This is a genomic window from Heliomicrobium sulfidophilum, from assembly GCF_057715735.1.
Window position 1 is genome coordinate 172,325 of sequence record NZ_JBVTZZ010000005.1, and the last position, 24,677, is coordinate 197,001.

The following is a 24,677-nucleotide window of genomic DNA, read 5'->3' on the forward strand; positions in this document are numbered from 1 at the left end:
TGCCGGTTACTCGGCGATGCCGATTTCCTTGTCCGTCAAGTAGCAAGCCGGATCGGACTCCCAGAAGTCGCCTGTGACGGCTTCGGCGCGAGGACGGAAGTTGCCGTTGCAGACGTTCAGCCACTTGCATTTGGCGCAGCGGCCCTTGAGCAGGGGCTTGCGGTCCTTCAGACCGGCCAGGATGGGGTTGCTGGAGGTGTCCGTCCAGATCTCTTTAAAGGGCCGTTCTTTCACATTGCCGAAGGTGTGGTTCTGGGTGAACTGGTCAGGGTGGACAAAGCCCTGGGAATCAACGTTAGCGAAGGCAATGCCGGAGCGGTTGCCGCCATTGAGCTGCATCAGCTTCCAGATCTTCTCGGCCAGTTCGGGATTCTTCTCTTTGGTCTTCAGGTAGAGATAGACGATGTCAGCATGGTTGTCGACGGTGAGCAGTTCGCAGTTGAAACCACGGTTGAAGAAGTCGACGGCTTTTTCCATGAGCAGGTCCATGAAAGCGCGCGATTCAGCGTGGTTCACGTCTTCTTCCGTCATGTTGCTGCCGCGGCCCGAGTAGACCAAGTGATAGAAGCAGACGCGGGGGATCTTCTCCTCTTCGATGAGGTTGAAGATATTTTCGATGTCGTTGACGTTGTGGCGGTTGATGGTGAAGCGAAGGCCGACGCGCTGATCGATAGCCAGGCAGTTGCGGATGCCGGCCAGGGCGTCTTCGAAGGCGCCTTTCTTGCCGCGGAACTTGTCGTTGTTCTCGCCGATGCCGTCGAGGCTGATGCCCACATAACCAACGCCGTACTTCTTGATCTCCTTCGCCACGTCGGGCGTGATCAGGGTGCCGTTGGTGGAGAAGGTGACGCGGATGTTGCGCTTCGTGGCATGGGCGACCAGGTCGAAGATGTCGGGACGCATGAGCGGCTCCCCGCCGGAGAGCAGCAGGACGGGTACATTGAAATCAGCCAGGTCGTCGATGAACTTGAGCGCCTCTTTGGTGGTCAGCTCGCCGGGATATTCGATCTCATCCGAGTCGGAATAGCAGTGGATGCAGTGGAGGTTGCAGGTCCGGGACACGTTCCAGGCCACCACCGGCCCGTAACCGGCTACGGCGCCATCGCGTTGCCCTTTGGAGCCATGGGCATAACGAAGGCTGTCGCCAAAGTTTTCTACGCCGCAGAGCAGTTTACTTACTCCGATCATGGTGTTCCTTCCTCTCCCGTTTTTCAATCAAATGAAAAACTAAATAAATTTGTTGGACAATATGGGCAGAATTCGTCAAATGTAGGAAGCGTTTTTTTCAAAAGCGGATAATTGCCGCAAAAGTTACTCGTTGATGCCCCAGTAGGTCAGCAACGCCTTCGTCAATCCGGGGATGGTGTATTCAGAAGCCTCCACGTCCACGTTCAATCCCAGTTCGCGCATCGTGTCGGAGGTGATGGGACCGATGGAAGCCATGGTCACGCCTTCGAGCAGGGCTTTGCGTTCAGCCACATCTTCCACGCCGAGCATGTCGACAAAGTTGCGGGCTGTCGAGGAACTGGTGAAGGTGACCGCATGGATCAGCTTGTCTTGCAGCATCTGGCGGAGCAGGACGGCATCGCCGCCGCCGCGAACGGTGCGGTAAGCGACCACATCGTCGACCTGGGCACCGAAGGAGGCCAGCGCTTCGGGAAGGATCTTGCGGGCGATATCGGCCCGGGGCAGCAGCACCTTGCGGCCTTGCCAGTCGTCGAGCTTTTTCAAGCCTTCGATGATCGCTTCGGCGCGGTACTCTTCCGGCACAAAGTCGGTCTTCAGGCCGAACTTCTGCAGTTCCTTGCGCGTTTGCGGCCCAATGGCACAGAGACGGATACCGCAGAGTTCGCGAATGTCGTGGCCGATGGCGAAAAAGCGCTCAAAGAAACGCTGCACGCCGTTGGGAGAGGTGAAGATGATCCACTCGTATTCGTGAACCTTTGCAATGGCTTCTTCCATCGGCGCGGGATCTTCCGGCTCCTGAATATCGATAGTGGGGAACTCCCAGGGCTCGCCGCCCAGTTCTTCAAGGCGGGTTGCAAAAGCTGACGCCTGCTGGCGGGAACGGGTAACGACGATGCGCTTGCCGAAGAGAGGTCTTTCTTCGAGCCAGGCCAGTTTCTCGCGCAGTTTGACCACTTCACCGACGATGATGATGGCCGGATTTTGGAAGCAGGCTTCTTTCGCCTTGGCGGCGATGTCGGCGAGGGTGCCTGTCAGGGTGCGCTGTTCCGGCCGGGTGCCCCAGCGGATCAGGCCGACCGGCGTTTCAGGGCTGCGGCCATGTTCCATCAGCTTCGCGGCGATATGGGGCAGGTTACCCATGCCCATCAGGAAGACGAGGGTGCCGATGCCGGTGCTGATCTTGGCCCAGTCGATGGCCGAGTCTTCCTTGGTGGGGTCCTCATTGCCGGTGATGACGGCGAAATTGGAGGTGAAATCGCGGTGGGTGACGGGGATGCCGGCATAAGCCGGAACGGAGATGGCCGAGGTGATGCCGGGGACGATCTCAAAGGGGACGCCGGCTTCGCGCAGGACTTCCGCTTCTTCGCCGCCGCGACCGAAGACGAAGGGGTCGCCGCCTTTTAACCGGGTGACGATCTTGCCTTCCAGGCCTTTGACCTTGAGGACCTCGTTGATCTCTTCTTGTCTATAGACATGCTTGTCCGGCCCCTTGCCGACAAAGATCAATTCGGCGTCAGGCCGCGCATAGGTGAGCAACCGGTGACCGGCCAGGCGGTCGTAGACGAGGACTTCAGCCTTTTTGATGCACTCCAGACCTTTTACGGTGATGAGGCCCGGATCCCCCGGTCCGGCGCCGACCAGATAAACCTTCCCTACCTTTTGCTTCATCACAGATCCGTCTCCTGTCTTACTTGGATTAATATCTCTCTGGCCCCCTGTTGCAGCAGTTTTTCGGCCAGACGGACGCCCGCTTCTTCGGGATCAGTCGGATCGCCCTCGACCCGGTCGCGGCAAATCGCTTTGCCGTCCAGGGAGGCGACGACACCGTCGAGGATGAGTTGGCCGTTCGATAAACGGCCAAGCGAACCGATAGGAACCTGGCAGCCGCCTTCCAAGGTGCGAAGCAGCGCCCGTTCAGCGCGGACACAGACAGCCGATTCGGCGTGATTCAAGGCGCCCACGAGGCGGCCGATCTCTTCGTCACCCTCGCGGATTTCAATCCCCACAGAACCCTGACCGACGGCCGGCAGGCACATGTCGACGGGTATGTATTCCGTGATTTTCTCGGCCCAACCGAGGCGCTTCACGCCGGCGGCGGCCAAGATCAGACCGTCGAGGTTTTGTTCTTCCATCTTGCGCATCCGCGTCTGCAGGTTGCCCCGGATATCGACGAGTTCCAGGTCGGGTCGTACCTTCCAGATCTGGGCCTTGCGGCGCAGGCTGGCCGTGCCGACCTTAGCCCCCTGGGGCAGGTCTTCCAGGCCGCCGCCATGGCGGGAGATCAGGATGTCGCGGCAGTCTTCGCGGACACAGATGGCGCCGATCGTGCAGCCTTCGGGTAGAACGGTCGGCAGGTCTTTCATGGAGTGGACGGCCATGTCAATCTCGCCATTCAGCATGGCCACTTCCAGTTCCTTCGTGAAGAGCCCCTTATCTCCAATCTTGGCCAGGGCCACGTCGAGGATCTTGTCACCCTTGGTTTTGATGTGCTTGACCTCGAAAGCTTGCTCTGGATAGAGCTCTTTCAGGCGTTCAAGCACCCAGTGGGCCTGCCAGAGGGCGAGGGCGCTGTCTCGGGTTCCGATGACAACGGGGCGTTGAAGTGCTGACATTACGGCTGACTCCTTCTATCAGATTGATCGTCGCGGCCTTTGGACCGCTGTCCGGCGATCTCGAGGGAAAAGAGGTTTTGCAGGATCTCTGAGTAGAGGTGCCCTTCCGGGCTGGCCGCGTAGTGGCGGATCTGGGTGATGGGATCATGGAGCAGTTGTTTGACGATCGAAGAGGCCATGGCTCCGATGGTCTTCTGATCTTTATCGGACAGGCTCTTGAGCTTCGCTAGAACTCGCTCCATTTCTTTTTCCCGAATCGCCTCCCCTTTGTTTTTTAGGGCGACGATAGTGGGAACGACAAAGAGGGAATTGAGCCACTTGAGAAACTCGGCGATCTCCTGATCCACGATCAGTTCGGCTTCAGAGGCGGCTTTCTGACGCTGGGCCAGGTTCTGGTCGACGACACTGTGCAGGTCGTCGATATCGAAAAGATGCACATCAGGCACGGTGGCCACAGCCGGATCGATGTCCCGAGGCACGGCGATGTCGATTAAAAAGAGCGGCCGTTCCGGACGGGCGTTCATGACGCGCTCGACGAGGTCGCGGCGGATCACGTAGTGGGTCGCCGCCGTGCAAGAAATGACGATATCGGCCTCCTCCATCCTTGCGGCGATCTCGTCATAAGAGACGGCCGTGCCGCCGCAGCGCCGCGCCAGTTCCTCGGCCCGTTCGCGGGTGCGGTTGGCGACGAGGACCGTTGTAACGCCGTTGGCGATCAGGTGGGTCAGGGTGAGTTCGCTCATCTTGCCGGCGCCTAGGATCAGGGCCGAGCGCCCTTCCAGGGTAGTGAAGACCTGTTTCGCCAGCTCAACAGCCGTATAAGAGATAGATACGGCGTGCTGGTCAATGCCGGTCTCCGTGCGGATGCGCTTGCCGACGGTGATCGCCTGCTGGAACCAGGTGTTGAGGACGCCGTTCGAGGTTCCCGCATCGCAAGCTGCCTGGTAGGTCCGCCGGACTTGACCGAGGATCTGCGTCTCGCCGAGCACCATCGAATCGAGGCCGGCGGCGACGCGGAAGAGATGGCGGATGGCGTCGTAGAGGGTATGGGTGTAGAAGAAGCTGGCGAACTTGTCTGCCTCCAGTTTGCCCGACTGGGTGAAGAAGCGGCGGACGGCGGCTTGCCCCTTTTCGATGTCTGTCGTGGCCGCATAGACCTCGGTCCGGTTGCAGGTCGACAGGATGGCACAGCCTTCGATGGCCGGTTCCCCGTGGAGGCGGCGCAGGGAGTCAATAAGGATATGCTCCGGGAAGGATAGCTGCTCCCGGATCTCTACCGGCGCCGATTTATGGTTTAAGCCTACGACGAAGATAAACACTGGGCGATTCGCTCCTTAAGGGCTTGATCGTCGCCTGCTTGGATGCAATCCAGCAGTCCCGCCTCGGCCAGGGCCTCAAATATAGCCTTGCGCCGTGCCGGGTCGGGAACCTCGCGCAACACTTTTTCGCGGAGATTTTTCATCACCCGCAGGTACTCGCCATACTCCTCGCCGAAGGTCGACTCCAGCTTTTCCCGGATGCGGCGGGCGATGGCGGGGCTGGCCCCGTTGGTGGAGATGGCGATGGTCAGGTCACCCCGCCGCACCACGGCGGGGACGTAGAAATTGCAGAGCGGCGGGATGTCGACCGTATTGATCAGGATATTGCGCTGAAAGCAATCGCGGGCGACCTGCTCGTTAACCGCCGACACATCGGTGGCGGCGATGACGACGATGTGTCCGGCGGCGTCTCCATCCTGGTACTCACGCAAGTGGCAACGGAGCTTGCCTTCGTCCACCCAGCGTTGAATCTCAGGAGTAAGCTCCGGGCTGATGACGGTGACGCGAGCGCCTACCTCTAATAGGGATTCAATCTTTCTCTCCGCCACCTGACCGCCACCGACGACCAGGCACGGTTGACCCTCCAGCCTTAGCATCAATGGATACAACAGCATAGCCCCTTTCTCTGCCCGGTTTCTCTAATTGGCGTACCCGTGCAGGCCGCTGAGGAAATAGTTGACCCCGAAGTAGGTGAACAGGACAGCCATAAAGCCGATGATCGCCATCCAGGCGGCGCGCCTTCCTCGCCAGCCGTAGGTGAAGCGGGCGTGCAGATACGCGGCGTAGACGAGCCAGGTGATCAAGGACCAGGTCTCCTTCGGGTCCCAGCTCCAGTAGCGGCCCCAGGCGTATTCGGCCCAGATGGCGCCGGTGATGATGCAGAGCGTAAGAAAAGGAAAGCCGAGGGCGATCAGGCGGTAGCCGATCTCGTCCAATTTAATGGAAGCAGGAAAAGCGGCGGCAAAGCCTCCCGTCGCGCCGCTTTTTTCTGAAGATACCTTCCAGAGGTACATGATGCCAATGCCGAAGGAAAAGGCGAAAGCGCCGTAGGCGATCATGGCCGTGGCCACATGGATCGTCAGCCAGTTCGACTGCAGCGCCGGCATGAGGGGCCGGGCAGCCCGTTCAGCCGGTTCCATATCAACGGCCACATAGGCCAGGAGCAACCAGGCGGTGGGGATGACAAAGGCACCCGCGATGGGAATCTGAAACTTCCGCTCCGCAAAGAGGTAGACGAAAGCAATCCCCCAGGAAAAGGCCAGCAGGAATTCATAGCCGTTCGTCAAGGGCACATAGCCGGCCACGATGGCGCGCATAACCAAGGCTGCTGTATTGACGACAACGCCAGCAGCAGTCACGTAAAATCCGATACGAGCCAGGACCGGTTTGCGCAGGACCATGAAACAGATATACAGAAAGGCGGCAAGGCCATAGGCGGCAAAGGTGGCGTAAAAAAGCAGGTTTTCTTCCATGCCCATCGTCGTCATGCCTCCATTCCTTTTCTGTCAGGACTGCCGTATGGTTCGATAAGTCCCTCAAATTCGCGGGCAAAGGCAATCTTGTTTTTGGCGGCCGTCCCGCCTACATGGAGCCGGCTACTGCCCTCTCGTCCTTCTACGACTGCCCGAACTTGCCGGTGGAAGAGGTAGAAGGAAAGACCCAAACCGATCAACAGCAAGGCGCAACCAAGCCAGACCACATTGACGCCGGGATCGCGGCGAATGGAAAGTCCCGTGTAAGGCTTGTACTGGGGAAAGGTGATCTCAGCCATACCTCCGGCGATCGTTTCCGGCTTGCCGATCTCCGCCGCCCGAGCGTCGATCTGTTGGCGTCCCTTGTAGACGACAAAGACGATGCGGGGGTTGTTCGGTTCACTCGACTTGGAGACCATGCCCCATGCCGGGTCGAAGTCAGGAATGTATTTGTAGACAAGGACAGCCATGTCGGTCCCGGCGATGGGAACGGCGTCACCCTCTCGGACTGTATAGGCATGTCCCTCCGGGTCGTTCTTCGAGGTGATCTTCGCAACAATGTTCGATCCCCAAAAAGCCTGATACACCTTATAGCCTTGGTATTGCAGCGGGTCGTTGACCTGAATCTCTTTGGTCACGATCTCCCGTCCGTTGTCCAGAAGTGTCAACGAGCTGAGCCAGTCGGCGATGCTGCCATCTTCCCGATAGATGATTTTGAAGTCGTTGACGCGGATCTCCAGGTTTTCCTCTCGCGGCAGGCCCGGCACATCGCCGAGACGGAAGGTCTTGCCCACTTCCGCCGGCATTTGCCCCTCTTCTCCGCCGTAGAGACCGATAACCCCGCCGACAAGGATAACGAGCATGCCCACATGGGAGAGCAGGGATCCCCAGAGGCCGAAGCGTCCCCGATCCGCATATATGTAATGTTTTCCGTCCTTGGAATCCGAGAGGACGCGGTATCCGAGGTTCCGCCACCGCTGGACCACTTCCCCGGCCAACTGGTCAGCACTCTCCGGTTGTTCGGTCGTCAGCTTCTGGGGCAGACGGTCGATGGCTTCGGCGCTGGTCTGTGTCGATGGCTGGGAGAAGAGACGCCAGAGCCCGGGCGCCCGGTTGAAGGTGCAGATGAAGAGGTTCATGGCCAATAAAAAAAGCAGAAGCATAAACCATAGGCTGTGGTACATGTCCGTCAAGCCGAGGGTGTTGTAGAGCGAATATAGGGAACCGTATTCCCTGGGATCAGCCTTTTGCGGAATGAACGTGCCGATGATCGATGCCGCAGCGATGAGAAGTAGAAGGAACAAACCGAGCTTCATGGAACTGAAAAAGTCCCAGAGCCTGTCCACGATCCCTTTGCCGGCCATGGACATATCCTCCCGTTCTTCCTGGGGTTGGACCAACCTTCCTCACTCCTTCAACTTTGACGTAACCTATTCTAGCACATCCCCCTGGAGGGAAACAGGATATCCGTCACGTTTTAATAGGTCCGCTTTTCGATGTACTCGGCGATCACTGCCAAGGTGTCTCGCGTTGGGATGGCCGGCAGGCGTTCCAGTTCTCCCTTTGCCTTGTCCAAGAAAAGGCGGGCGATGATCTGGCTGCGCTCGATGGCACCCGTCTCTTTGATCAGGTCGATGGCACGACAAACCTCATCTTGACTCTTGTCCCGTTTGGCGACCAGGGTTTTAAGCGCTGGATCGCGGCTCTCCCGTAACGCCTCCATGATCGGCAAGGTCATGATGCCTTGACGCAGGTCCGATCCGATCGGCTTGCCCAGTTCCTTTTCATCGGCCGTCATGTCCAAGATATCGTCGGTGATCTGAAAAGCCATCCCTAAGTGGTGCCCGTACAGCTTGAGCGCCCGCACGATGGCCGGATCGGCCTTGACGGCCATGGCGCCCAGTTGACATGACGCGGCGATCAGAAGCGCCGTCTTGCGCTTGATCCGGTACAGGTAGTCCCGGAAGGTCTGATGCACGTCATAAGTGGCCTCCATCTGCTGGATCTCGCCCTCCACCATTTCCACACTGATCTTGGCCAGCACTGCCGTCATGGCCGGGTCGCTCAGTTCAGCGATCAGCAACAGCGACCGGGCAAAAAGGTGGTCCCCCGTATGAAGGGAGATGCGGTTCCCCCAGCGCGCCCTCACCGTCGGGAGACCCCGGCGCGTCTTCGACTCGTCCACGACGTCGTCGTGAACAAGGGTAGCCATGTGGATCAGTTCAAGGGCTACTGCCAAGGGCAGCAACCGTCCCATGGTATAGTTGTGAAACTTTCCGGCCAGCAGGACGAAGGCCGGCCGCAACCGCTTCCCGCCTGCATGGAGCAGGTGGCTCGAAGCGGCGGTCAGTGTCGGCAGGGACGTGTCGACGTATTTTTGCAATTCTGACTCAACCTTGGCCAGGTCGGCTTGGATCTCATGAAATAATTGAAACTGCATGCTGTCACCTGCTCCAATAACATGAATAAAGACACGCCGGTTGAGACGTGCCCTTACAGATCAATTGTCCTTTGAAGGAGCATCCCCTTGCGTATCGCCCTTCACCGGGGGCTTTCCCTTCAATTCTTTTGTCTCTTCCCCATCATTGCTGACGGCGCTTTTAAACTCATTGATCCCCCGTCCAAGAGACTTGCCAATCTCGGGAAGCTTTCCCGCCCCAAAGATGAGCAATGCCACGACGAGGATCAATAACAGTTCCGGAACGCCTAAGGAACCCACCACCAAGCACCTCCCTGGCCAACGCCCGCGGGGACGGTTAAAACGCCGGTTCTTTCATTAAAATGGCCCGATTGCAACATGATTATGACAATAGAGATTGGCGCAGGAACAGGCCGGCGATCGATGGTCAGGCCTATGGCCGGGCCTCCTGAACGCTTCTTTGAAGGTATTATCGCACAACGGACGAGCGCTGTAAAGAAAGACGCTACTTTGACCTGTAAGCTCGCTTTCTTGACAAAACATTTTAAGTTAGTCACGTTTTTAAACAACTCCGCCTTCTCTACGCCTATGGTCAAGACGAAGCCGCTGCTTACACAACGGTCCTCCCGAAGAGGCAATCCTACTGGTATGGCGCAACCGCTTCCAGCATATCGGGAAAATGTGGTTTACGGAATAGCGCCGCACGTCCTTCCGTAACAATAAACTGAACCAATCTAGAAACCATGGTTGATCATGAGATTGAAAACTTTCAAAAGCGAAAGACCCACTGAGGAAGGAAGGCGACGTTCTATGTCCTACCTCATGATCCCTCCCGGCGGCCATCAACTGCCCCCTCTCCCCTACCCTTACAACGCCTTGGAACCGGTGATCGGCGCAGCGACCTTGCGAATTCATCACGACCGCCACCACCTGGCCTATGTGGAGGGCTTGAACAAGGCGGAGCGGAAACTGGTTGAGGCGCGCCAGCAGAACGATTTTTCCCTGATCAAGCACTGGGAGCGCGAGTTGGCCTTTCACGGTTCCGGTCATCTCCTCCACAGCCTCTACTGGGCCATCATGGCGCCGCCCGGACGGGGCGGGCAACCGGGCCCTCATACGCGCGGTCAGGTAGCCGCCTACTTCGGCAACTTTCGCAGTTTTCAGGATCAGTTCCACTCCGCCGCCGCTGATGTGGAAGGGTCAGGCTGGGCGGTGCTCCTCTGGCATCCCGCCTGGCAGCGCTTGGAGGTGCTCATGGTGGAAAAGCACCAGGACCTGACCCAGTGGGGCGCCATCCCTATCCTGACGGTCGATGTGTGGGAGCACGCCTATTATCTGGACTACCAAAACCGACGCAGAGACTATATCAACGCCTGGTGGCAGTTGGTCAACTGGATTGAGGTGGAGACGCGCCTACTGCTCGCCATGCAGGGTCAATTGCCGCTCATCCCAGGTAGTTACCGATAAAGAGTCGACAAAAGACCGTTGAAACGCGAAAGCCCGCGAGACCGTAGGCTTCTGATCATAGGGGATATTAACGTGATTTACGCTGTTGGCGCTTTTTCATGTAGTCAATGGGGGCACTTGGAACGATTCATGCGACTGAATCGGCCCTTTTGCCTGAAAGAGGAGCAGATGACAGTGCATGGCGCAGGCGTTACAATGAAGATATATTATAAAGAAAAGTCAGCAATGTACAATCCTAGCCCGACCTTTTACATGAGGAGGAGTCCTGCGATGCCTGTTCGAGATGTTAGCGCCCGGATCAGGGAGATGCGCCTTGATCAACGCCGCCGGACGATCAGCGCGCTCTTCGACATCGTCGACGAAGGGATGCTTGGCCTTTCGCCTGTTCACCGCCGGAACAAGTACAGCCAGATGACAGAAAACGTTTTTCGCTTCTACCGGGGAAGCGCCTGTCTTTTCTATTATGACGCCACCCGGTTCCCCACCCCCTACCACACCCCCGAGCAGCAGCCGACCTGGCTCCAGGGGGATCTACACTTTGAAAACTTTGGCGCCTTTCAGGATCGCAAGGGCGACATCGTCTATGACGTGAACGATTTTGACGAGGGGTATCTGGGTTCATACCTTTACGACCTGATGCGCATGGGCGCCTCCATCGTTCTGGTCGGCCAGATGGGAAACTTGAAAGAGAAAGAAATCGCCCAAGCCGTCAAGCTTTACCTGGAAGGGTACGTGGCAGACATGGACGATTACGCCAGGAGGAAAAAATCTCCCCACAGTGTTTCCTTTGACGCCGGCGACAGTGATGGTCCAGTCAAAAAACTGCTGAAAAAACTTGAGAAACAGGATGAGCGTAAGCTCTTGAACCGGATCACCACCGTAGCAGATGGAACCCACCGTTTTATCGTGAGTGAAGAGATCGCACCGGCTAGCGAGACCCTTCGCAAGGAATTGACCGAGGCCTGGCCCGGTTACATAAGGACTGTCGACGACGATGTGCGGGAGCAGCCGGCCTTTTACCGGATCGAAGACGTAGCCGTCAAGAGCGGTTCCGGCACCGCCTCTATCGGTCTTGCCCGTTACTACCTCCTCATCGAGGGGGATGCGGCATGCCATGACGACGATCTGGTTCTAGAGGTGAAGGCTGCGCGCCCGCCGGTCCCGTCTTGTTTTCTCCCTTACCAGGAGACATTCTTCCAATTGCTTGATCACCAGGGTAAACGGGTGGTGACAACCCAAAAAGCGATGCAGCACCGGGCCGACCCTTATCTGGGCTACCTGACCATCAACGGCCAAGACTTTTATGCACGCCAACGCTGTCCTTATAAAAAAAAGCTGCGTTCTGAAGCAGTAGCCGATAGCGACGATTTGGCCGAAACCGTCGCCCTGATGGGTCGCATCACCGCCAAGATCCATGCCCGGGCTGACGCCGATGTGGAACGGTCACTGCTTCCCCATCACAGCGAAGACGCTATCGCCGAGGCCATCGATCGTGACGCCGGGGGCTTCATCTTGCAACTTACGGAGTGGTCTCTGGAATACGCCCAGCGTGTCCAGGAGGATTATGCCCTCTTCCGGGAACTCTTGGCGCGGTGGCCGGAAGAAAGGTGATAAAAAATACGCCTAAGTAACAGCTAAAACGCAGGGGGTGTTCCCCCCCTGCGTTTTTCCTTGTTTCGCATTTAAGTACCCTTGTTTCGCCGAGGCTTTTTGTCAATGCAATTCCGCCGGGACTTTCATTTCCAGCATCGAGAACCCGCAGCCACCGCACTGGACACATTCATGGGGTTGGTGCACACACACGAGCAACGGGTCAATCTCCGTGGTGGGAAACAATTTTTCTACCGCTTGCGTCATCTTCCTGCGCCTCCCTGCTCTATTCCCATTTCGACCGTTCTCAAGGTCACTACTTTGTGAATGTGTTAACTTTCTTTTATTATAGGGCAGCCAAGAAATAATTTCAAGCCTTTACGAGAAAGTGGCAGGCCTATTTTCGAAAAATACAGTATCCTCTCGTTTTTCACCGGCCCTCTCGGAAGTTGCCCTTTTCAAGCGCCTTGAGTGGCGCCGGATGCTCCCCTGGAAGTATCATTATGCTAAACTTGTACAATTGGTCATTTACTTTTTTCATCCCGTCTCGTATAATATCCGGTGGTTTGCCAATAGCCGAGTAAATACGCGAGGGGATTTGTTCAGATGAACAAGTATGATGTGGCCATCATCGGTAGCGGACCTTCCGCCATTTTCGCAGCCTACGAACTTGTCGTCACATGCCCGACTGCCCGCGTGATCATCCTCGAAGCAGGCAGCGATATCTATGCGAGGAAATGCCCCATCGCTGAAAAAAAATCGTCCCGTTGCGTAAAATGCAACCCCTGCGACATCATGCGGGGTTTCGGCGGCGCCGGCGCCTTCTCCGATGGCAAGTATAACTTCACCACCGAGTTCGGCGGCTGGCTCCAGGAGTACCTGCCGGCCCAGGAAGTGATGGACCTCATCGATTATGTGGACCGGATCAACCTGCAGTACGGCGCGCCCTCCGACCTCTTCAGCACCGAGAAGAGCAGCATCGGCAAAAAGGCCCTGGCCCATGATCTGCACCTGCTCCATGCCAAGGTGCGCCACCTGGGCACGGAGAACAACCTGCAGATCCTGAAAACCCTTTTTGAATATCTGGATAAAAAGGTCACACTCCTTTTCCGGACGCCCGTGTCCACCATCACCCCAAAGGGTAAGGGCTTCCTGCTGGACATCGGCAAGCCGGAAAAGATCGAATGCGACTACCTGATCGCCGCCCCCGGTCGGGCCGGTTCGGAGTGGTTTGCCGGCCAGTGCAAGAGCCTCGGCTTGTCCCTCTTCAACAATCAGGTCGATGTGGGCGTCCGCGTCGAGATCCCAGCCGAGGTGTTCCAGCACATCACCGACGAGGTCTATGAGGCCAAGTTGGTCTACCGGACGAAGCAGTACGGCGACCTGGTCCGCACCTTCTGCATGAACCCCTACGGCTATGTAGTGGCCGAGAACACTGACGGCATCATCACCGTCAACGGCCACAGCTACCGCGACGAGAAGCTGCACAGCCGCAACACCAACTTCGCCCTGCTGGTGAGCAACCGCTTCACGGAGCCCTTCAACGAACCCCACCAGTACGGCAAGCGGATCGCCTCCTTCTCCAACCTGCTCGGCGGCGGCGTCCTCGTCCAACGCTTCGGCGATCTCATCAAAGGCCGCCGCACCAATGAGCACCGCCTCGCCCAGAGCTTCACCAAGCCGACCTTAAAAGCCGTCCCCGGCGATCTCAGCCTGGTCCTGCCCAAGCGCCATCTGGATAACATCGTCGAGATGATCTACGCCCTCGACAAGATCGCGCCGGGTATGGCCAACAACGACACCCTCCTTTATGGGGTGGAAGTGAAGTTTTACAGCTCCCGCTTGAAGCTGACGAACCAGTTGGAAACGCAAATCACCAACATGTTCGCCATTGGCGACGGCGCCGGCGTCACCCGCGGCCTCTCCCAGGCCAGCGCCAGCGGCGTCCATGTGGCCCGGGTGATCGCGGAACGGCTCCAGCAGTAACCTTAGCCATAAGGCCGGATGCGAAAAGCGCGCATTCCGGCTTTTTCTTTTCTTAGCTCCTTATGGCCCGCCTCTCCTATTGAGGTCCCCCAGGGGAAGTTTTTCTTAAAAAAATATACCCCATACCCCTATGCAGTACAAGCTTGATGATGCTATAATATCGACGACATCAAAAGAAAGGGGTATAACCTGTGCAACAGAAGTATAAGAGCATCGCCTTCCTCATCCCGCTGGCCTATCTCTCCCTGGGTCTTTACTATCCCATCTTCGGCTACGCGATGGCCCTCTGCATGGGCACAGCCATGATCCTCGCCGCCTCGGACGGACGCAAATGGTGCGGCTCCCTCTGCCCCCGCGGCCTCCTTTACGACAAATTCCTCGGTTTCAACCGGAAAAAACCTGTCCCCGCCTGGCTGAAATCGAAACACACCCGCAACATCTTCTTCGCCGTTTTCATGTCCGCCTTTGTTTGGCGGCTCAGCCTAACCGGCGGCGACGTCTACAAGATCGGTTCTGTCTTCGTCACCATGGGCATTATCTCGGGGACCATCGGGCTCGTTCTGGGCATCCTCTACAAGACCCGCTCCTGGTGCGTCATCTGCCCCATGGGCGTCATGTCCAGTTGGGTGGCTGCCCTGCGCGGTCGCAGCGGCGCTATGACCATCGCCGCAGACTGCAAGGAATGCCGGCTCTGCGAACGCAAATGCCCCATGCAGATCCCCATCGTCAGTTACAAAGAGTCCCAGGCGGCCCCGATCGCCGATGCCACCTGCATCCGCTGCGGCGAATGCGCCAGCGCCTGCCCGCGCGGCGTGATCAAGCGAAGCGGTGTCGATACGAGCACAAACCGTCCTGCCCAGGAGTCGGTTTAACAGATTTAAGCAAAAATCAAAAGACGTAAGATTAGCGTCCTGCCGCAATGCTCCCGCGGCAGGGCGTTTTTTTGCAGCCTTTCACGGAAAGCCGCCGCTTTATTGCAGCCAATGCAGTCGCGGTCCGATCTCCCGCGCCTGTTCCCTCACCTCCCGGAACTCCCTTCCGCTCAACCGCCGCTCCAGGGGAGGATGGTCAAAAGCCTGGTGTTCGAGACGGTATTGCGGTCCATAGGAGGCCACCACCGCCGCCTCGCCATTGTGAACCGAAATATCGGTGTATAGGGAGGTATCCCCCGATGGGGCTGAAAGAATGCGAGACCCCTCTCCTCTCGGACGTCTGTCTTTACGTCACCCGCAGTCACTGTAAAAAATGAAACCCCTCTTACGGACCCAATAAGTGTCCTATTAATCGAAGTCGGTGCGCGGCCATACGCGCATACTTTGGCTCAATCTCGATTCCTATGCTATTTCTTCCTGCCTCCATTGCCGCTAATAGAGTCGTCGCTGAACCAGCAAAGGGATCAACAACCGTATCGCCAACGAAGGAAAAAGTTCTCCAAAAAATGCGAAACTGCTTCCCTTAATTTGTCATTAAAGTAATCCGGTAAAGCAGGCATTTGGTTCACCTCTTAGTCTTAATTTCTATGTATGTTTTTGTTCGACAATTTGTCTTAACATTTCCTTTGCTTAAAATCCACAGAAAATATTATCAGAAACTTTATATAAATCGGCTATTTCCTACCGTCACTAAAAATCTAAAGAGATTCACCCTTTTCAGGAGAGAATCCCTTAGCTTCATCTAGCCGTCTTTATGTATATCTCTCGACGTTCTTAATTAGATCCGGATCACCGGCTTCGACACCGTTCTGACCTCCAGGACCCCCGTATCGGGAAAAGCCTCAATCGTCCGGCCATGGCCCCCCCCCGTATCCTCAGCCACGATCGGGATGCCGAGCTTGCGCAAGGCCTCCTTGCAGGCCTCGATGTTGCGCAGACCGATGCCCTTGGCGCTGTCTTCAAAGCTGAACATGCGGGCGCCGCCGGCCATCTTCGCCTTCAACCGGACGCGGGATGCACCGGCTTGCACCATCATATCGACCAGTTCCGGCACGCCCGAGTCGGCAAACTTAGCCTTTTTGTAGGTGCTGGAACGAGCCAGTTCCGTCGACGGCAGCATGACATGAACCATGCCGACGATTTTTCTCGTATCATCAAAGAGGGTGACCCCTACACAAGAACCAAGGCCGAGGGTACAGATCGAATCGGGCGCTTTGGCGATGTTGGAATCGGCGATGCCGACTTTAATTACTGCCATAGCGGTGTACTCCCAATGCAAAAAAGATTCGACCAAAGGACTCCGGGTCGGGCAGCAGGAAGATGTGCCCCGACGTCCCCGCAGCGGCACCCTTTTTTTCTTCCCCTCCAGGAAGGATCTCGGCGTCGATGAGGATGGCAAAATCGCTGCTTTTTCCCGTCTCCATTAGCCCAAAGCTCAAGATGGCGCCAGCCATATCGATACAGAGTGAGGGCACGCTCGTCCGCAGCTCAAAGCCGGTGAACTCGGAGAGAGCTGTCAGGTAAGAGCCGGAGAGGATGTTGCCCACCTCCTGGAGGACCGACTGGGCCATCTCGGAAAGCTCCCCGTCACCTGCCTCACCAGCCACGTCGCGCACGAGAGCGCTGCCATCGCTGGTGCCCATCACAAAGAGCATGTTGCCGGTGATATCGCCTTCAATGCGGGAAAAAACGGTCGTCACTAGGTTCTCCGCGCCGCCGACATACTCCGTCACGTCGTTGAAGGGCATAGGAATGACCCGGTTGACCTTCATGTCGACCGGCTTGCCCAGCAGTCGCGACAAGGCTGAAGCCGCATTCCCGGCGCCAATGTTGCTCACTTCCCGTAGCACATCAAGATGAAAGTCGCTCATATCGCGAATAATGTCCTTCATGGGGTTCACCTCAACTATCTCGGTGGTCACCGGATGGCCTCACCCAGCCGTTTGTCGGAGATCTTGATGTGATTGACGATCCAGTTGACGAGCAGTTCCCGGATCTCGCCCAGTCGCTCCTGGCTCAATCCCTGCGTGTCCAGTTCCTTGTTGACATCATAGATCACGTTGATGAGCCAGTTATGTTCTTCCCGGTGCCGTTTAAAATCATCGTATCCATTGCGGAGCATGATCAGTTCTTCAGCGCCGAAGTGTTGGATCGTATACCCGATCAGGTAATTGACTGTCTCTTCGATCTTGCGGGCGTCCCGGCATTCCACCGCGTCGACAAAGGCGTTGACCCGTTCCACCAGTTTCTTGTGCTGATCGTCAATGATGCCAATTCCGATGGACAACTCGTCCGTCCACTCTACTCTCATCGGTCGACTCCTTTCTTGTTCCATCCTTCAACCGGATCCGATGCCGGGCATTATCGGTAGTCCAGACTCTTTGTACTGTGATTATAGCATACTTTGGATTTTGCTCCCTACTCACTTGCGAATCCGGCATAACAGGGATGAAAAAAAGCGAGACCACGCGGGTTCGCTTTTTTAGATGCTGTTATGTTATCCCTTGCTGATCAATTACGTTTCCTCTAGGGAATGCCTTGTCAGGGCGCCTTGACCAGCGTCTCCGCCTCGGCTGCTTTTTTCGGGCGGATCCAGCGGGCGATCCAGATGCTGATCTCGTAGAGGAGGTACATGGGCGCCGCCATCAGGGTCTGTGAGATCACATCCGGCGTCGGCGTAAAGACGGCCGCAACGACGAACATGACCAAGACGGCGTACCGGCGGTACTTGGCCAGAAAGTGATGATCGACAATCCCAATGCGAACGAGGAACATGATCACCAGGGGCATCTGAAAGACAATGCCAAAGGGGAGAATGAACCAAAGGGCGAAAGAGAGGTACTCGCTGATGGAGATCATGGGTGTGAAGTCGCCGAAGGTGATCAGGAAGGTCACCCCGATGGGGTATACGGTATAAAAAGCGAAGACGACGCCGGAGACCAGGAGAAGGACCGAGATGGGCAGGATGATGTAGACCCACTTGCGCTCATGGGGATAGAGGGCAGGCATGACAAAAGACCAGATTTTCCACAGGATAACCGGCGAGGCGACGATCAGTCCCGCAAAAAAGGACACTTTCACCGATGCAAAAAAACCTTCCGCCGGTCGAACGATGACGGGTTTGATCCCCAAGTCGCCCATCGGCTTTGTCAGCAAGGCGATGAGTTCCTGGTTCCAGTTATAAGCGACAACCGTGCCCGCCAGTGCGGCGATCAATGCCCAGATCAGCACCGTCCGCAGCTCTTCCAGGTGTTCTGTCAAAGGCATCGTTTTTTCTTCATGGTTGGTTTCCGTCATCGGGGCCGGTCGCCTCCTCAGAACTCCCGGATCATCCGGTACAGGGTATCTCGTTGGGCCGGACGTTTGCCTGCATCGCCGATGGCCCGCAGGATCTCCTCCATCGGGACGCGGTGCCTTACGCCAGCGGCCCGTACGACGTTTTCTTCCAGCATGGTGCCGCCAAAATCGTTGGCGCCGAAAGCGAGGGCCACCTGACCCATCTTCGCCCCTTGGGTGACCCAAGATGCCTGGATGTTGGGAACATTATCAAGCATCAGTCGAGAAAGGGCAAGAGTTTTTAGATATTCGACACCGGTCGTGCCCGTTCCTCCCAAATCGGTATGATCGGGCTGATAACTCCAGGGAATAAAGGCCGTAAAGCCGCCTGTCTCATCCTGGGCCTCCCGCACCCGAACCATGTGCTTGACCCGCTCTTCAGGGCTCTCCACAGAGCCGTACATCATCGTAGCCGTCGTGTGCAAACCCAAGCGATGGGCTGCCTGCATCACGTCCATCCAACGCCGCCATCCGATCTTGCGGGGGCTGATCGCCTGACGCACCCGGTCATCGAGGATTTCCGCGCCGCCGCCCGGGATCGAATCGAGCCCGGCGGCATGGAGCCGGCTGATGACCGCCTCCAGGGAAAGGCCCTCTTTTTCGGCCAGAAAGACGATCTCTGGCGGCGAAAAGGAGTGGATGTGGATGGGAAAACGGGCCTTGATCGCCCGCAGGAGGTCCTCAAACCACTCAAGCCCCAGGTCGGGATGGATGCCCCCTTGCATCAGGATCTGGGTGCCGCCGACGGCGACAGTCTCTTCGATCTTCTGGAAGAGGCTGTCCCGGGAAAGGATATAGCCCTCCGGGTGACCCGGGGGACGGTAGAAGGCGCAGAAGCGGCAACCGGTGACACAGATGTTGGTGTAGTTGATGTTGCGGTCGATGACGAAGGTGATCCGGCCGTCAGGGTGCAACCGCTCACTGACCTCCCGGGCGACAGCGCCCAAGGGAAGCAGGTCCGCCTCGATAAGGAGGATGACGCCCTCCTCGAGGCTGAGCCGCTCGCCGCGGCGGGCTTTTTGCAGGATTTTTCGCCAATCCGAACCTCCTGCGCCAAGGCCTTGCGATCGATTTGCTCGCTCGCCGAACTCTCCTTGCGCGCCAGCGTTTTCTCGCGGCAAGGCATCCGCTTTTTCGTTACCCTTCATCTTGACCCCACACCTTCAATTTCACCGGCGAGGGCAGGACGCCGACCTTCGCCGCTTCGGCAAAAAAGGTCTCCGCCGCATGCTGATAGAGGTTGTCCAGATCATAGCGGATCGTCCGAAAGTAGTCCTGCAGCAGTTCCATCGGAAATTCGCAGCGCCGCCGAGCCTCGACAAGCACCTCCTGGGGGTTCTTGTCCGACCATGCCCGGGCCTGGCGGAAGGCTTCGGCCACCCGGTCGATCTCGCCGCTGTGACGATTCACGTAGTCGTGGCGGATGGCCCAGAGGGCGTAGACCATAGGCAGGCCCGTCATTTCCTTCCAGATGAGCCCCAGATCAATCACATCATGGAGCCCCAGCCCGCCCAGTCCGCCTTGCCGTAATGTCTCCGCCGCCTGTAAGGCGTCATCGCCGATGAGCAAGGCTGCCGGATGTTCGGCCAGCATCGAGGTCAGCTCGGGTGGTTGGGGAGACAGGGCGCAGCGGATGCCGTAATGGCGCTCCAGGAGGACTTTCAGGAGCGCCACCGAGGTGGCTGACGAAGTGGTCACGGCCAGCGTCTCCCCACTCAGTTCCCGCACCGGCCGGCGCGTGAAGAGCAGGATGGAAGCCACCCGCCCATCGGCGCTGATCGACACATCGGGCAACACCCAGCCAGCCTGGGGCTGTCCGGCATAGGCGATAGAGGAGATGGGCGTGATATCCAGTTCCCCCGTCAGGAATTTTTCGTTCAAAAGGGCCGGAACGCCGCGGACGAAGTCGGCCGTTAAGGGGACAGCGCCCGATTCAAAAGCGTAGTAGATGGGCAGCACATTCAAATAGTCAACGCGTCCCAGACGAATCATCGCTAAAACTCCCTGCGCACGACATTGTAGAGGGTGTCCCGCTCCAGGGGAATGCGCCCGGCGGCGCGGATCATGGCGACCAGTTCGCGGCGGGTCATGACCATACCCGCTTCCGCGCCGGCGGCGTGAGTGATCTTCTCCTCAACGACTGTGCCGTCGATGTCGTCGACGCCGAAGGCGAGGGACACCTGAGCCAGCTTCGGACCGACCATGATCCAAAAGGCCTTGATGTGGTCGAAGTTGTCAAGCATCAGCCGGGCCACGGCGAGCACCTTCAGGTCATCATAGCCGGTCGTGCGGGAGAGGCCCATGTTTTCCAGTTCCGTATTTTTCGGATGAAAGGCCAGCGGGATGAAGGCCAGGAAGCCGCCCGTCTTGTCCTGCTGCTCCCGCAGACGGATGAGGTGGTCGACCCGTTCCTCCAGCGTCTCAATGTGTCCGTAGAGCATGGTGGCGTTCGTCTTCATGCCCAGCTTGTGGGCCTCGCCGTGCACCTCCAGCCAGCGATCGCCGGGGATCTTTTTCGGGCAGATCTTCTCGCGGACACGGGGGCTGAAAACCTCAGCGCCGCCACCCGGGAGGGAGTCCAAGCCGGCTTCGCGGAGGATCTCCAGGACCTCTCGCACCGGTTTGCCCGTCTGATCGGCGAAGAAATCGATTTCGACCGCCGTAAAGGCCTGGATGATCGTATCGGGCATGATCGCTTTGACCCGCCGGAGCATGTCCACCTGGAACTGGAAGGGCACATCAGGGTCGAGACCGCCGACGATGTGAATCTCCGATGGTTTGGACGCCAGGGATTCACGGACCTTGTCCTCGATCGTCTCCAGGTCCATCAGGTAGGCCCGCTCGGTGCCCTTGTCGACACCAAAGGCGCAAAGCTTGCAGCGGTTGACACAGACGTTGGTCGGGTTGATGTGGCGGTTGTTGATGAAGTAGACCTTGTCGCCGTTTTTGCGGCGGCGGACTAGATCGGCCAAGTAGCCGATGGTCAGCAGGTCATTCGACTCAAAGAGGCGCAACCCCTCTTCCTTGGACAGGCGTTCCCCTGCCTGCACCTTGGGAATCAAGTCGGCCAGCGGGCTGTGGGAAAAGAAGTCTTCCACCTATCTCACCCCGTTAAAAAAAGATATCCAATAAGGTAAACAGAAACATGGTCATGCTGATGTAGCCGTTCATGGCGAAAAAAGCGGCGTCAAGGCGGCTCAGGTCATGGGGCGACACCAGGGTATGTTCATAGATGAGCAATGCCGCCGAGATGGCCACACCGACATAGTAGAAGGTCCCCAGACCGAGCATCAACCCGACTGACAGCAACAGCACTGGCGCCAGCACATGGAGCAACCGCGAGATCAGCAATCCCCTAGCGATCCCAAAGCGAGACGGAATCGAATGGAGCCCCTGGGCGCGGTCAAAGTCGGCGTCCTGGCAGGCATAGATGACATCGAAACCGGCCGACCAGAAGAGCACGGCGAAGGCCAGCACGACGACCGGCGGGTCGACGGCGGCGTTGACGCCGATCCAAGCGCCCATCGGCGCAGCCCCCAAGGCCAGGCCGAGGACGAAGTGGCAGGCCCAGGTGAACCGTTTCGTGTAGGAGTAGAGGACGAGCACAAAGACGGCCAACGGTGACAGGAGCAACGCCGTCGAGTTGAGCATGGCCGCAGAAAACAGCAGGAGAGCGAAGCTGATGGCCACATAGACCCCGGCTTCCCCAACGCCGATGATCCCCCGGGCCATGGCCCGGCTGGCGGTGCGCGGGTTTTTCCGGTCGATGTGGCGGTCGATGAGCCGGTTCAAAGTCATCGCCGCCGTCCGCGCTCCCACCATGGCCATGGTGATCCAGAAGAGGACCGGCCAGTCGGGGACACGGATCTGGGCCAACAGCGCACCCATATAGGCGAAGGGCAGAGCGAAGATGGTGTGTTCAAACTTGATCATTTCCAGGAACGTGCCGACCCGTCCCAAAGCGCTTGTTGAATTAGTCAAGGCCATATTCCTTCCAACGTTTCGCCACCCGCTCACGCACCTCCGGTGACATGACCATCACCTCAGGCCACTCGCGGGTATGGCCTTCCGACTTCCACTTGCGGGTGCCGTCGATGCCCATCTTGGAGCCGTAGTGAGGCAGCGGCGCCGCATGGTCGAGGGCGTCCACAGGTCCGTCGACGAACATGATGTCCCGGCGCGGGTCGATGTTGTTAAACAGCCGCCACCAGACCTCGCTCATGTCCTGGACGTTCACATCCTCGTCGACAACGACGATCGTCTTGGCGAACATCATCTGGCCCATGCCCCAAAGAGAGCACATAACCTTGCGGGCGTGGCCGGGGTATTTCTTTTTGATCGACACGACGACCAGGTTGTGGAAGCCGCCCTCCCAGGGCAGGTTCATGTCGACCACTTCCGGCAGGACCAGCTTCATCAGCGGCAGGAAGATGCGCTCTGTCGCCTTGCCCAGGTAGCTGTCCTCCATAGGCGGACGGCCCACCACAGTCGCCGGGTAAATCGGGTTTTTTCGGTGGGTCACACAGGTGACATGGAAAACGGGGTAATAATCGGCCAGCGAGTAGTAGCCCGTATGGTCGCCAAAAGGGCCTTCCCAGCGCAGTTCATCGGGGTCGACGTACCCTTCGAGGACGATCTCAGCATGGGCCGGCACCTCAATGTCGATAGTCTCGCACTTGACCATCTCGACAGGGCTCTTGCGCAAAAAGCCGGCCAGCAGCATCTCATCGATCCCCGGCGGCAGCGGCGCCGTGGCCGAATAGGAAAGGACGGGGTCGCCGCCGAGCGCCACGGCCACTTCCATCCGCTTCGACTTGCCTTTTGCGTCGGCCATATGCTGGGCGCCCTGCTTGTGCAGGTGCCAGTGCATGCCTGTCGTGTTGCGGTCATAGATCTGCATACGGTACATGCCCACGTTGCGCTTGCCTGTGACAGGGTCTTTCGTGAAGACCATGGGCAGCGTGACGAAGGGACCGCCATCGTCGGGCCAGGTCGTCAACACGGGGATCTTCGTCAGGTCGGGCTCATGGTCGATGACCTCTTTCATCGGACCGGTGCGCACCGTCTTCGGCAAAAAGTTGCCGATCTGGGCCAGCTTCGGCAGGGCTTTCAGCTTGTCGAAGAAGGAAGAGGCCGACACATCCGGCACCTGTAAAAAGCTCATGATCTCGTCGCCGATCTCGTCGAGGTTGTTGACACCCATGGCCAGGTGCAACCGCTCATAAGAGCCGAGCGTGTTCGTCAGGACGGGCATATCCGATCCCTTCACGTTTTCGAAGAGCAAGGCCGGACCGCCCTGCTTGCCTACCCGGTCGGTGATCTCCGCTATCTCCAGGTAGGGGTCAACTTCAGCCGTGATCCGCTTCAGCCAGCCCCGTTTCTCCAGTTCATCGATAAACTCACGGATGTCGCGAAAAGCCAAGGCGCAATTCCTCCTCTTATGTTCGCTTCCCTGCGGTTCCTCTTCCCACAGGGAAGCGCCGCTTATGTTCATAACCGCTATAATGGTAGCTTCCCCCGTTTTTTCGGGCAGACAACGAAAAACGGAGAAATCGCCCTCAAAAACGGCAGGACGACTCTCCGGCACAGGTGGGGGTCAATGGGTTGACGTATCCGGTTTAAAACCGACGTGGATGGCGGCAACGCCGCCGAAGAGGTTATGATAGCGAACCTTCGTCAGGCCCACCTCCCGGAAAACGGCGCTCAACTCCTCCTGGGGGAGGAAGGCCTGAGCCGACCGGGCCAGCCAGGCGTAGGGACCGCGCTGCCCCACCGACAGTCGGTCGATGACGGGAACCAGCCTGTCCACATAAAAGCCGTGGAGTGGTTTCATCGGCCACGACTGGGGCCTCGACGTCTCTAACGATACAACAGTGCCGCCCACCTTGACGACCCGCGTCATCTCCCGAAGGACCTGGCGAAAATCGGGCACATTGCGCAGGCCAAAGCCAATGGTGGCCGCGTCAAAGCGGTTGTCGGGAAAAGGCAATTCCATGGCGTTTCCCTGGATAAACTCGATCTGTCGGGCGAGCTTGCCTTCTCGCTGCTTCTCCCGCGCCACGGCCAGCATGTCGGCATTGAAATCGAGGCCGACAACAGAACCTCGCGCGCCGACCCGCTCCGCCAGGGCTTGGGCCAACTCCCCCGTGCCGCAGCAGACATCAAGACCAGCGCCGCCGACAGGCAGTTGGGACAAGGTCGCCGCTTTTCGCCGCCAGCGGGTGTCGGAATTAAAGGTCATCACCTGATTCATCAAGTCGTAACGGGCGGCGATGGCGGAAAAGGTGGATTGGATAAACCGCTCCTTCTCTTCCGCAGACCGGAACTCCTCCGCCATTATGTCAACACACGCCTTC

25 protein-coding genes are annotated in these 24,677 nt (G+C 57.9%); 4 read left to right on the top strand and 21 right to left on the bottom strand.

Annotated features, from left to right (window positions below):
* Positions 1–6: 6 nt before the first annotated feature.
* From nirJ1 to tatA, 9 genes are all read right to left on the bottom strand, one after another.
* Complete coding sequence (gene nirJ1 / locus AC0CW1_RS06565) at positions 7–1,188, bottom strand: putative heme d1 biosynthesis radical SAM protein NirJ1 (RefSeq protein ID WP_488182281.1); 1,182 nt, start codon at positions 1,186–1,188, stop codon at positions 7–9.
* 123 nt (positions 1,189–1,311) lie between these two features.
* Entirely contained in the window at positions 1,312–2,856 is a 1,545-nt protein-coding gene (gene cobA / locus AC0CW1_RS06570; protein ID WP_488182282.1) for a uroporphyrinogen-III C-methyltransferase, read from the bottom strand.
* Positions 2,856–3,800, bottom strand: a complete 945-nt coding sequence (gene hemC / locus AC0CW1_RS06575; RefSeq protein WP_488182283.1) for a hydroxymethylbilane synthase — start codon at positions 3,798–3,800, stop codon at positions 2,856–2,858. The genes cobA and hemC overlap by 1 nt, the downstream gene beginning before the upstream one ends.
* A complete protein-coding gene (gene hemA, locus AC0CW1_RS06580) occupies positions 3,800–5,119 on the bottom strand; it encodes a glutamyl-tRNA reductase (protein WP_488182284.1) in 1,320 nt (439 codons plus the stop codon). Before hemA ends, hemC begins: the two co-directional genes overlap by 1 nt.
* Positions 5,101–5,733, bottom strand: a complete 633-nt coding sequence (locus AC0CW1_RS06585) for a precorrin-2 dehydrogenase/sirohydrochlorin ferrochelatase family protein (protein ID WP_488182285.1) — start codon at positions 5,731–5,733, stop codon at positions 5,101–5,103. Before AC0CW1_RS06585 ends, hemA begins: the two co-directional genes overlap by 19 nt.
* Before the next feature lie 24 nt (positions 5,734–5,757).
* Positions 5,758–6,597 carry a c-type cytochrome biogenesis protein CcsB gene (ccsB, locus tag AC0CW1_RS06590; protein ID WP_488184101.1) on the bottom strand — a complete coding sequence of 280 codons (840 nt, stop codon included), beginning with the start codon at positions 6,595–6,597 and terminating at the stop codon, positions 5,758–5,760.
* A gap of 5 nt (positions 6,598–6,602) precedes the next feature.
* Positions 6,603–7,991, bottom strand: a complete 1,389-nt coding sequence (resB, locus tag AC0CW1_RS06595; RefSeq protein ID WP_488182286.1) for a cytochrome c biogenesis protein ResB — start codon at positions 7,989–7,991, stop codon at positions 6,603–6,605.
* 77 nt (positions 7,992–8,068) lie between these two features.
* Positions 8,069–9,031 carry a polyprenyl synthetase family protein gene (locus AC0CW1_RS06600; RefSeq protein ID WP_488182287.1) on the bottom strand — a complete coding sequence of 321 codons (963 nt, stop codon included), beginning with the start codon at positions 9,029–9,031 and terminating at the stop codon, positions 8,069–8,071.
* 60 nt (positions 9,032–9,091) lie between these two features.
* A complete protein-coding gene (gene tatA / locus AC0CW1_RS06605; protein ID WP_488182288.1) occupies positions 9,092–9,313 on the bottom strand; it encodes a twin-arginine translocase TatA/TatE family subunit in 222 nt (73 codons plus the stop codon).
* Positions 9,314–9,820: 507 nt separating this feature from the next.
* Here tatA and AC0CW1_RS06610 point away from each other — a divergent pair.
* From AC0CW1_RS06610 to AC0CW1_RS06625, 4 genes are all read left to right on the top strand, one after another.
* On the top strand, positions 9,821–10,477 hold the full coding sequence (locus AC0CW1_RS06610) for a superoxide dismutase (protein WP_488182289.1): 657 nt from the start codon (positions 9,821–9,823) through the stop codon (positions 10,475–10,477).
* Between the two features lie 270 nt (positions 10,478–10,747).
* The gene (locus AC0CW1_RS06615; RefSeq protein ID WP_488182290.1) at positions 10,748–12,088 is read left to right on the top strand and encodes a DUF2252 domain-containing protein; all 1,341 of its coding nucleotides are present in this window, start codon (positions 10,748–10,750) and stop codon (positions 12,086–12,088) included.
* A gap of 585 nt (positions 12,089–12,673) precedes the next feature.
* The gene (locus tag AC0CW1_RS06620) at positions 12,674–14,053 is read left to right on the top strand and encodes an NAD(P)/FAD-dependent oxidoreductase (protein WP_488182291.1); all 1,380 of its coding nucleotides are present in this window, start codon (positions 12,674–12,676) and stop codon (positions 14,051–14,053) included.
* A 191-nt stretch (positions 14,054–14,244) separates the two neighbouring features.
* The gene (locus AC0CW1_RS06625) at positions 14,245–14,925 is read left to right on the top strand and encodes a 4Fe-4S binding protein (protein ID WP_488182292.1); all 681 of its coding nucleotides are present in this window, start codon (positions 14,245–14,247) and stop codon (positions 14,923–14,925) included.
* A gap of 99 nt (positions 14,926–15,024) precedes the next feature.
* On the opposite strand, the gene AC0CW1_RS06630 is transcribed toward AC0CW1_RS06625, so the two are convergent.
* The 12 genes from AC0CW1_RS06630 to AC0CW1_RS06685 form a co-directional block, all read right to left on the bottom strand.
* Positions 15,025–15,168, bottom strand: a complete 144-nt coding sequence (locus AC0CW1_RS06630; RefSeq protein WP_488182293.1) for a hypothetical protein — start codon at positions 15,166–15,168, stop codon at positions 15,025–15,027.
* Positions 15,169–15,310: 142 nt separating this feature from the next.
* Positions 15,311–15,493: a DNA methyltransferase gene (locus tag AC0CW1_RS06635; protein WP_488184102.1), complete on the bottom strand. Its 183-nt coding sequence runs from the start codon at positions 15,491–15,493 to the stop codon at positions 15,311–15,313.
* 270 nt (positions 15,494–15,763) lie between these two features.
* A complete protein-coding gene (locus AC0CW1_RS06640; RefSeq protein ID WP_488182294.1) occupies positions 15,764–16,243 on the bottom strand; it encodes a chemotaxis protein CheD in 480 nt (159 codons plus the stop codon).
* Complete coding sequence (locus tag AC0CW1_RS06645) at positions 16,230–16,907, bottom strand: chemotaxis protein CheC (protein ID WP_488182295.1); 678 nt, start codon at positions 16,905–16,907, stop codon at positions 16,230–16,232. The genes AC0CW1_RS06640 and AC0CW1_RS06645 overlap by 14 nt, the downstream gene beginning before the upstream one ends.
* A complete protein-coding gene (locus AC0CW1_RS06650; protein ID WP_488182296.1) occupies positions 16,904–17,296 on the bottom strand; it encodes a bacteriohemerythrin in 393 nt (130 codons plus the stop codon). The genes AC0CW1_RS06645 and AC0CW1_RS06650 overlap by 4 nt, the downstream gene beginning before the upstream one ends.
* 230 nt (positions 17,297–17,526) lie before the next feature.
* The gene (tatC, locus tag AC0CW1_RS06655) at positions 17,527–18,282 is read right to left on the bottom strand and encodes a twin-arginine translocase subunit TatC (protein WP_488182297.1); all 756 of its coding nucleotides are present in this window, start codon (positions 18,280–18,282) and stop codon (positions 17,527–17,529) included.
* A 17-nt stretch (positions 18,283–18,299) separates the two neighbouring features.
* Complete coding sequence (mqnC, locus tag AC0CW1_RS06660; RefSeq protein WP_488182298.1) at positions 18,300–19,469, bottom strand: cyclic dehypoxanthinyl futalosine synthase; 1,170 nt, start codon at positions 19,467–19,469, stop codon at positions 18,300–18,302.
* Positions 19,459–20,313 (bottom strand): menaquinone biosynthesis protein, encoded by an 855-nt coding sequence (locus tag AC0CW1_RS06665; RefSeq protein WP_488182299.1) that lies wholly within the window; start codon positions 20,311–20,313, stop codon positions 19,459–19,461. Before AC0CW1_RS06665 ends, mqnC begins: the two co-directional genes overlap by 11 nt.
* 2 nt (positions 20,314–20,315) lie before the next feature.
* A complete protein-coding gene (gene mqnE / locus AC0CW1_RS06670; protein WP_488182300.1) occupies positions 20,316–21,419 on the bottom strand; it encodes an aminofutalosine synthase MqnE in 1,104 nt (367 codons plus the stop codon).
* 13 nt (positions 21,420–21,432) lie between these two features.
* Entirely contained in the window at positions 21,433–22,302 is an 870-nt protein-coding gene (locus tag AC0CW1_RS06675) for a UbiA-like polyprenyltransferase (RefSeq protein WP_488182301.1), read from the bottom strand.
* Positions 22,295–23,743 (bottom strand): menaquinone biosynthesis decarboxylase, encoded by a 1,449-nt coding sequence (locus tag AC0CW1_RS06680; RefSeq protein ID WP_488182302.1) that lies wholly within the window; start codon positions 23,741–23,743, stop codon positions 22,295–22,297. Before AC0CW1_RS06680 ends, AC0CW1_RS06675 begins: the two co-directional genes overlap by 8 nt.
* A gap of 174 nt (positions 23,744–23,917) precedes the next feature.
* The gene (locus AC0CW1_RS06685) at positions 23,918–24,658 is read right to left on the bottom strand and encodes a demethylmenaquinone methyltransferase (protein ID WP_488182303.1); all 741 of its coding nucleotides are present in this window, start codon (positions 24,656–24,658) and stop codon (positions 23,918–23,920) included.
* Positions 24,659–24,677 lie beyond the last annotated feature (19 nt).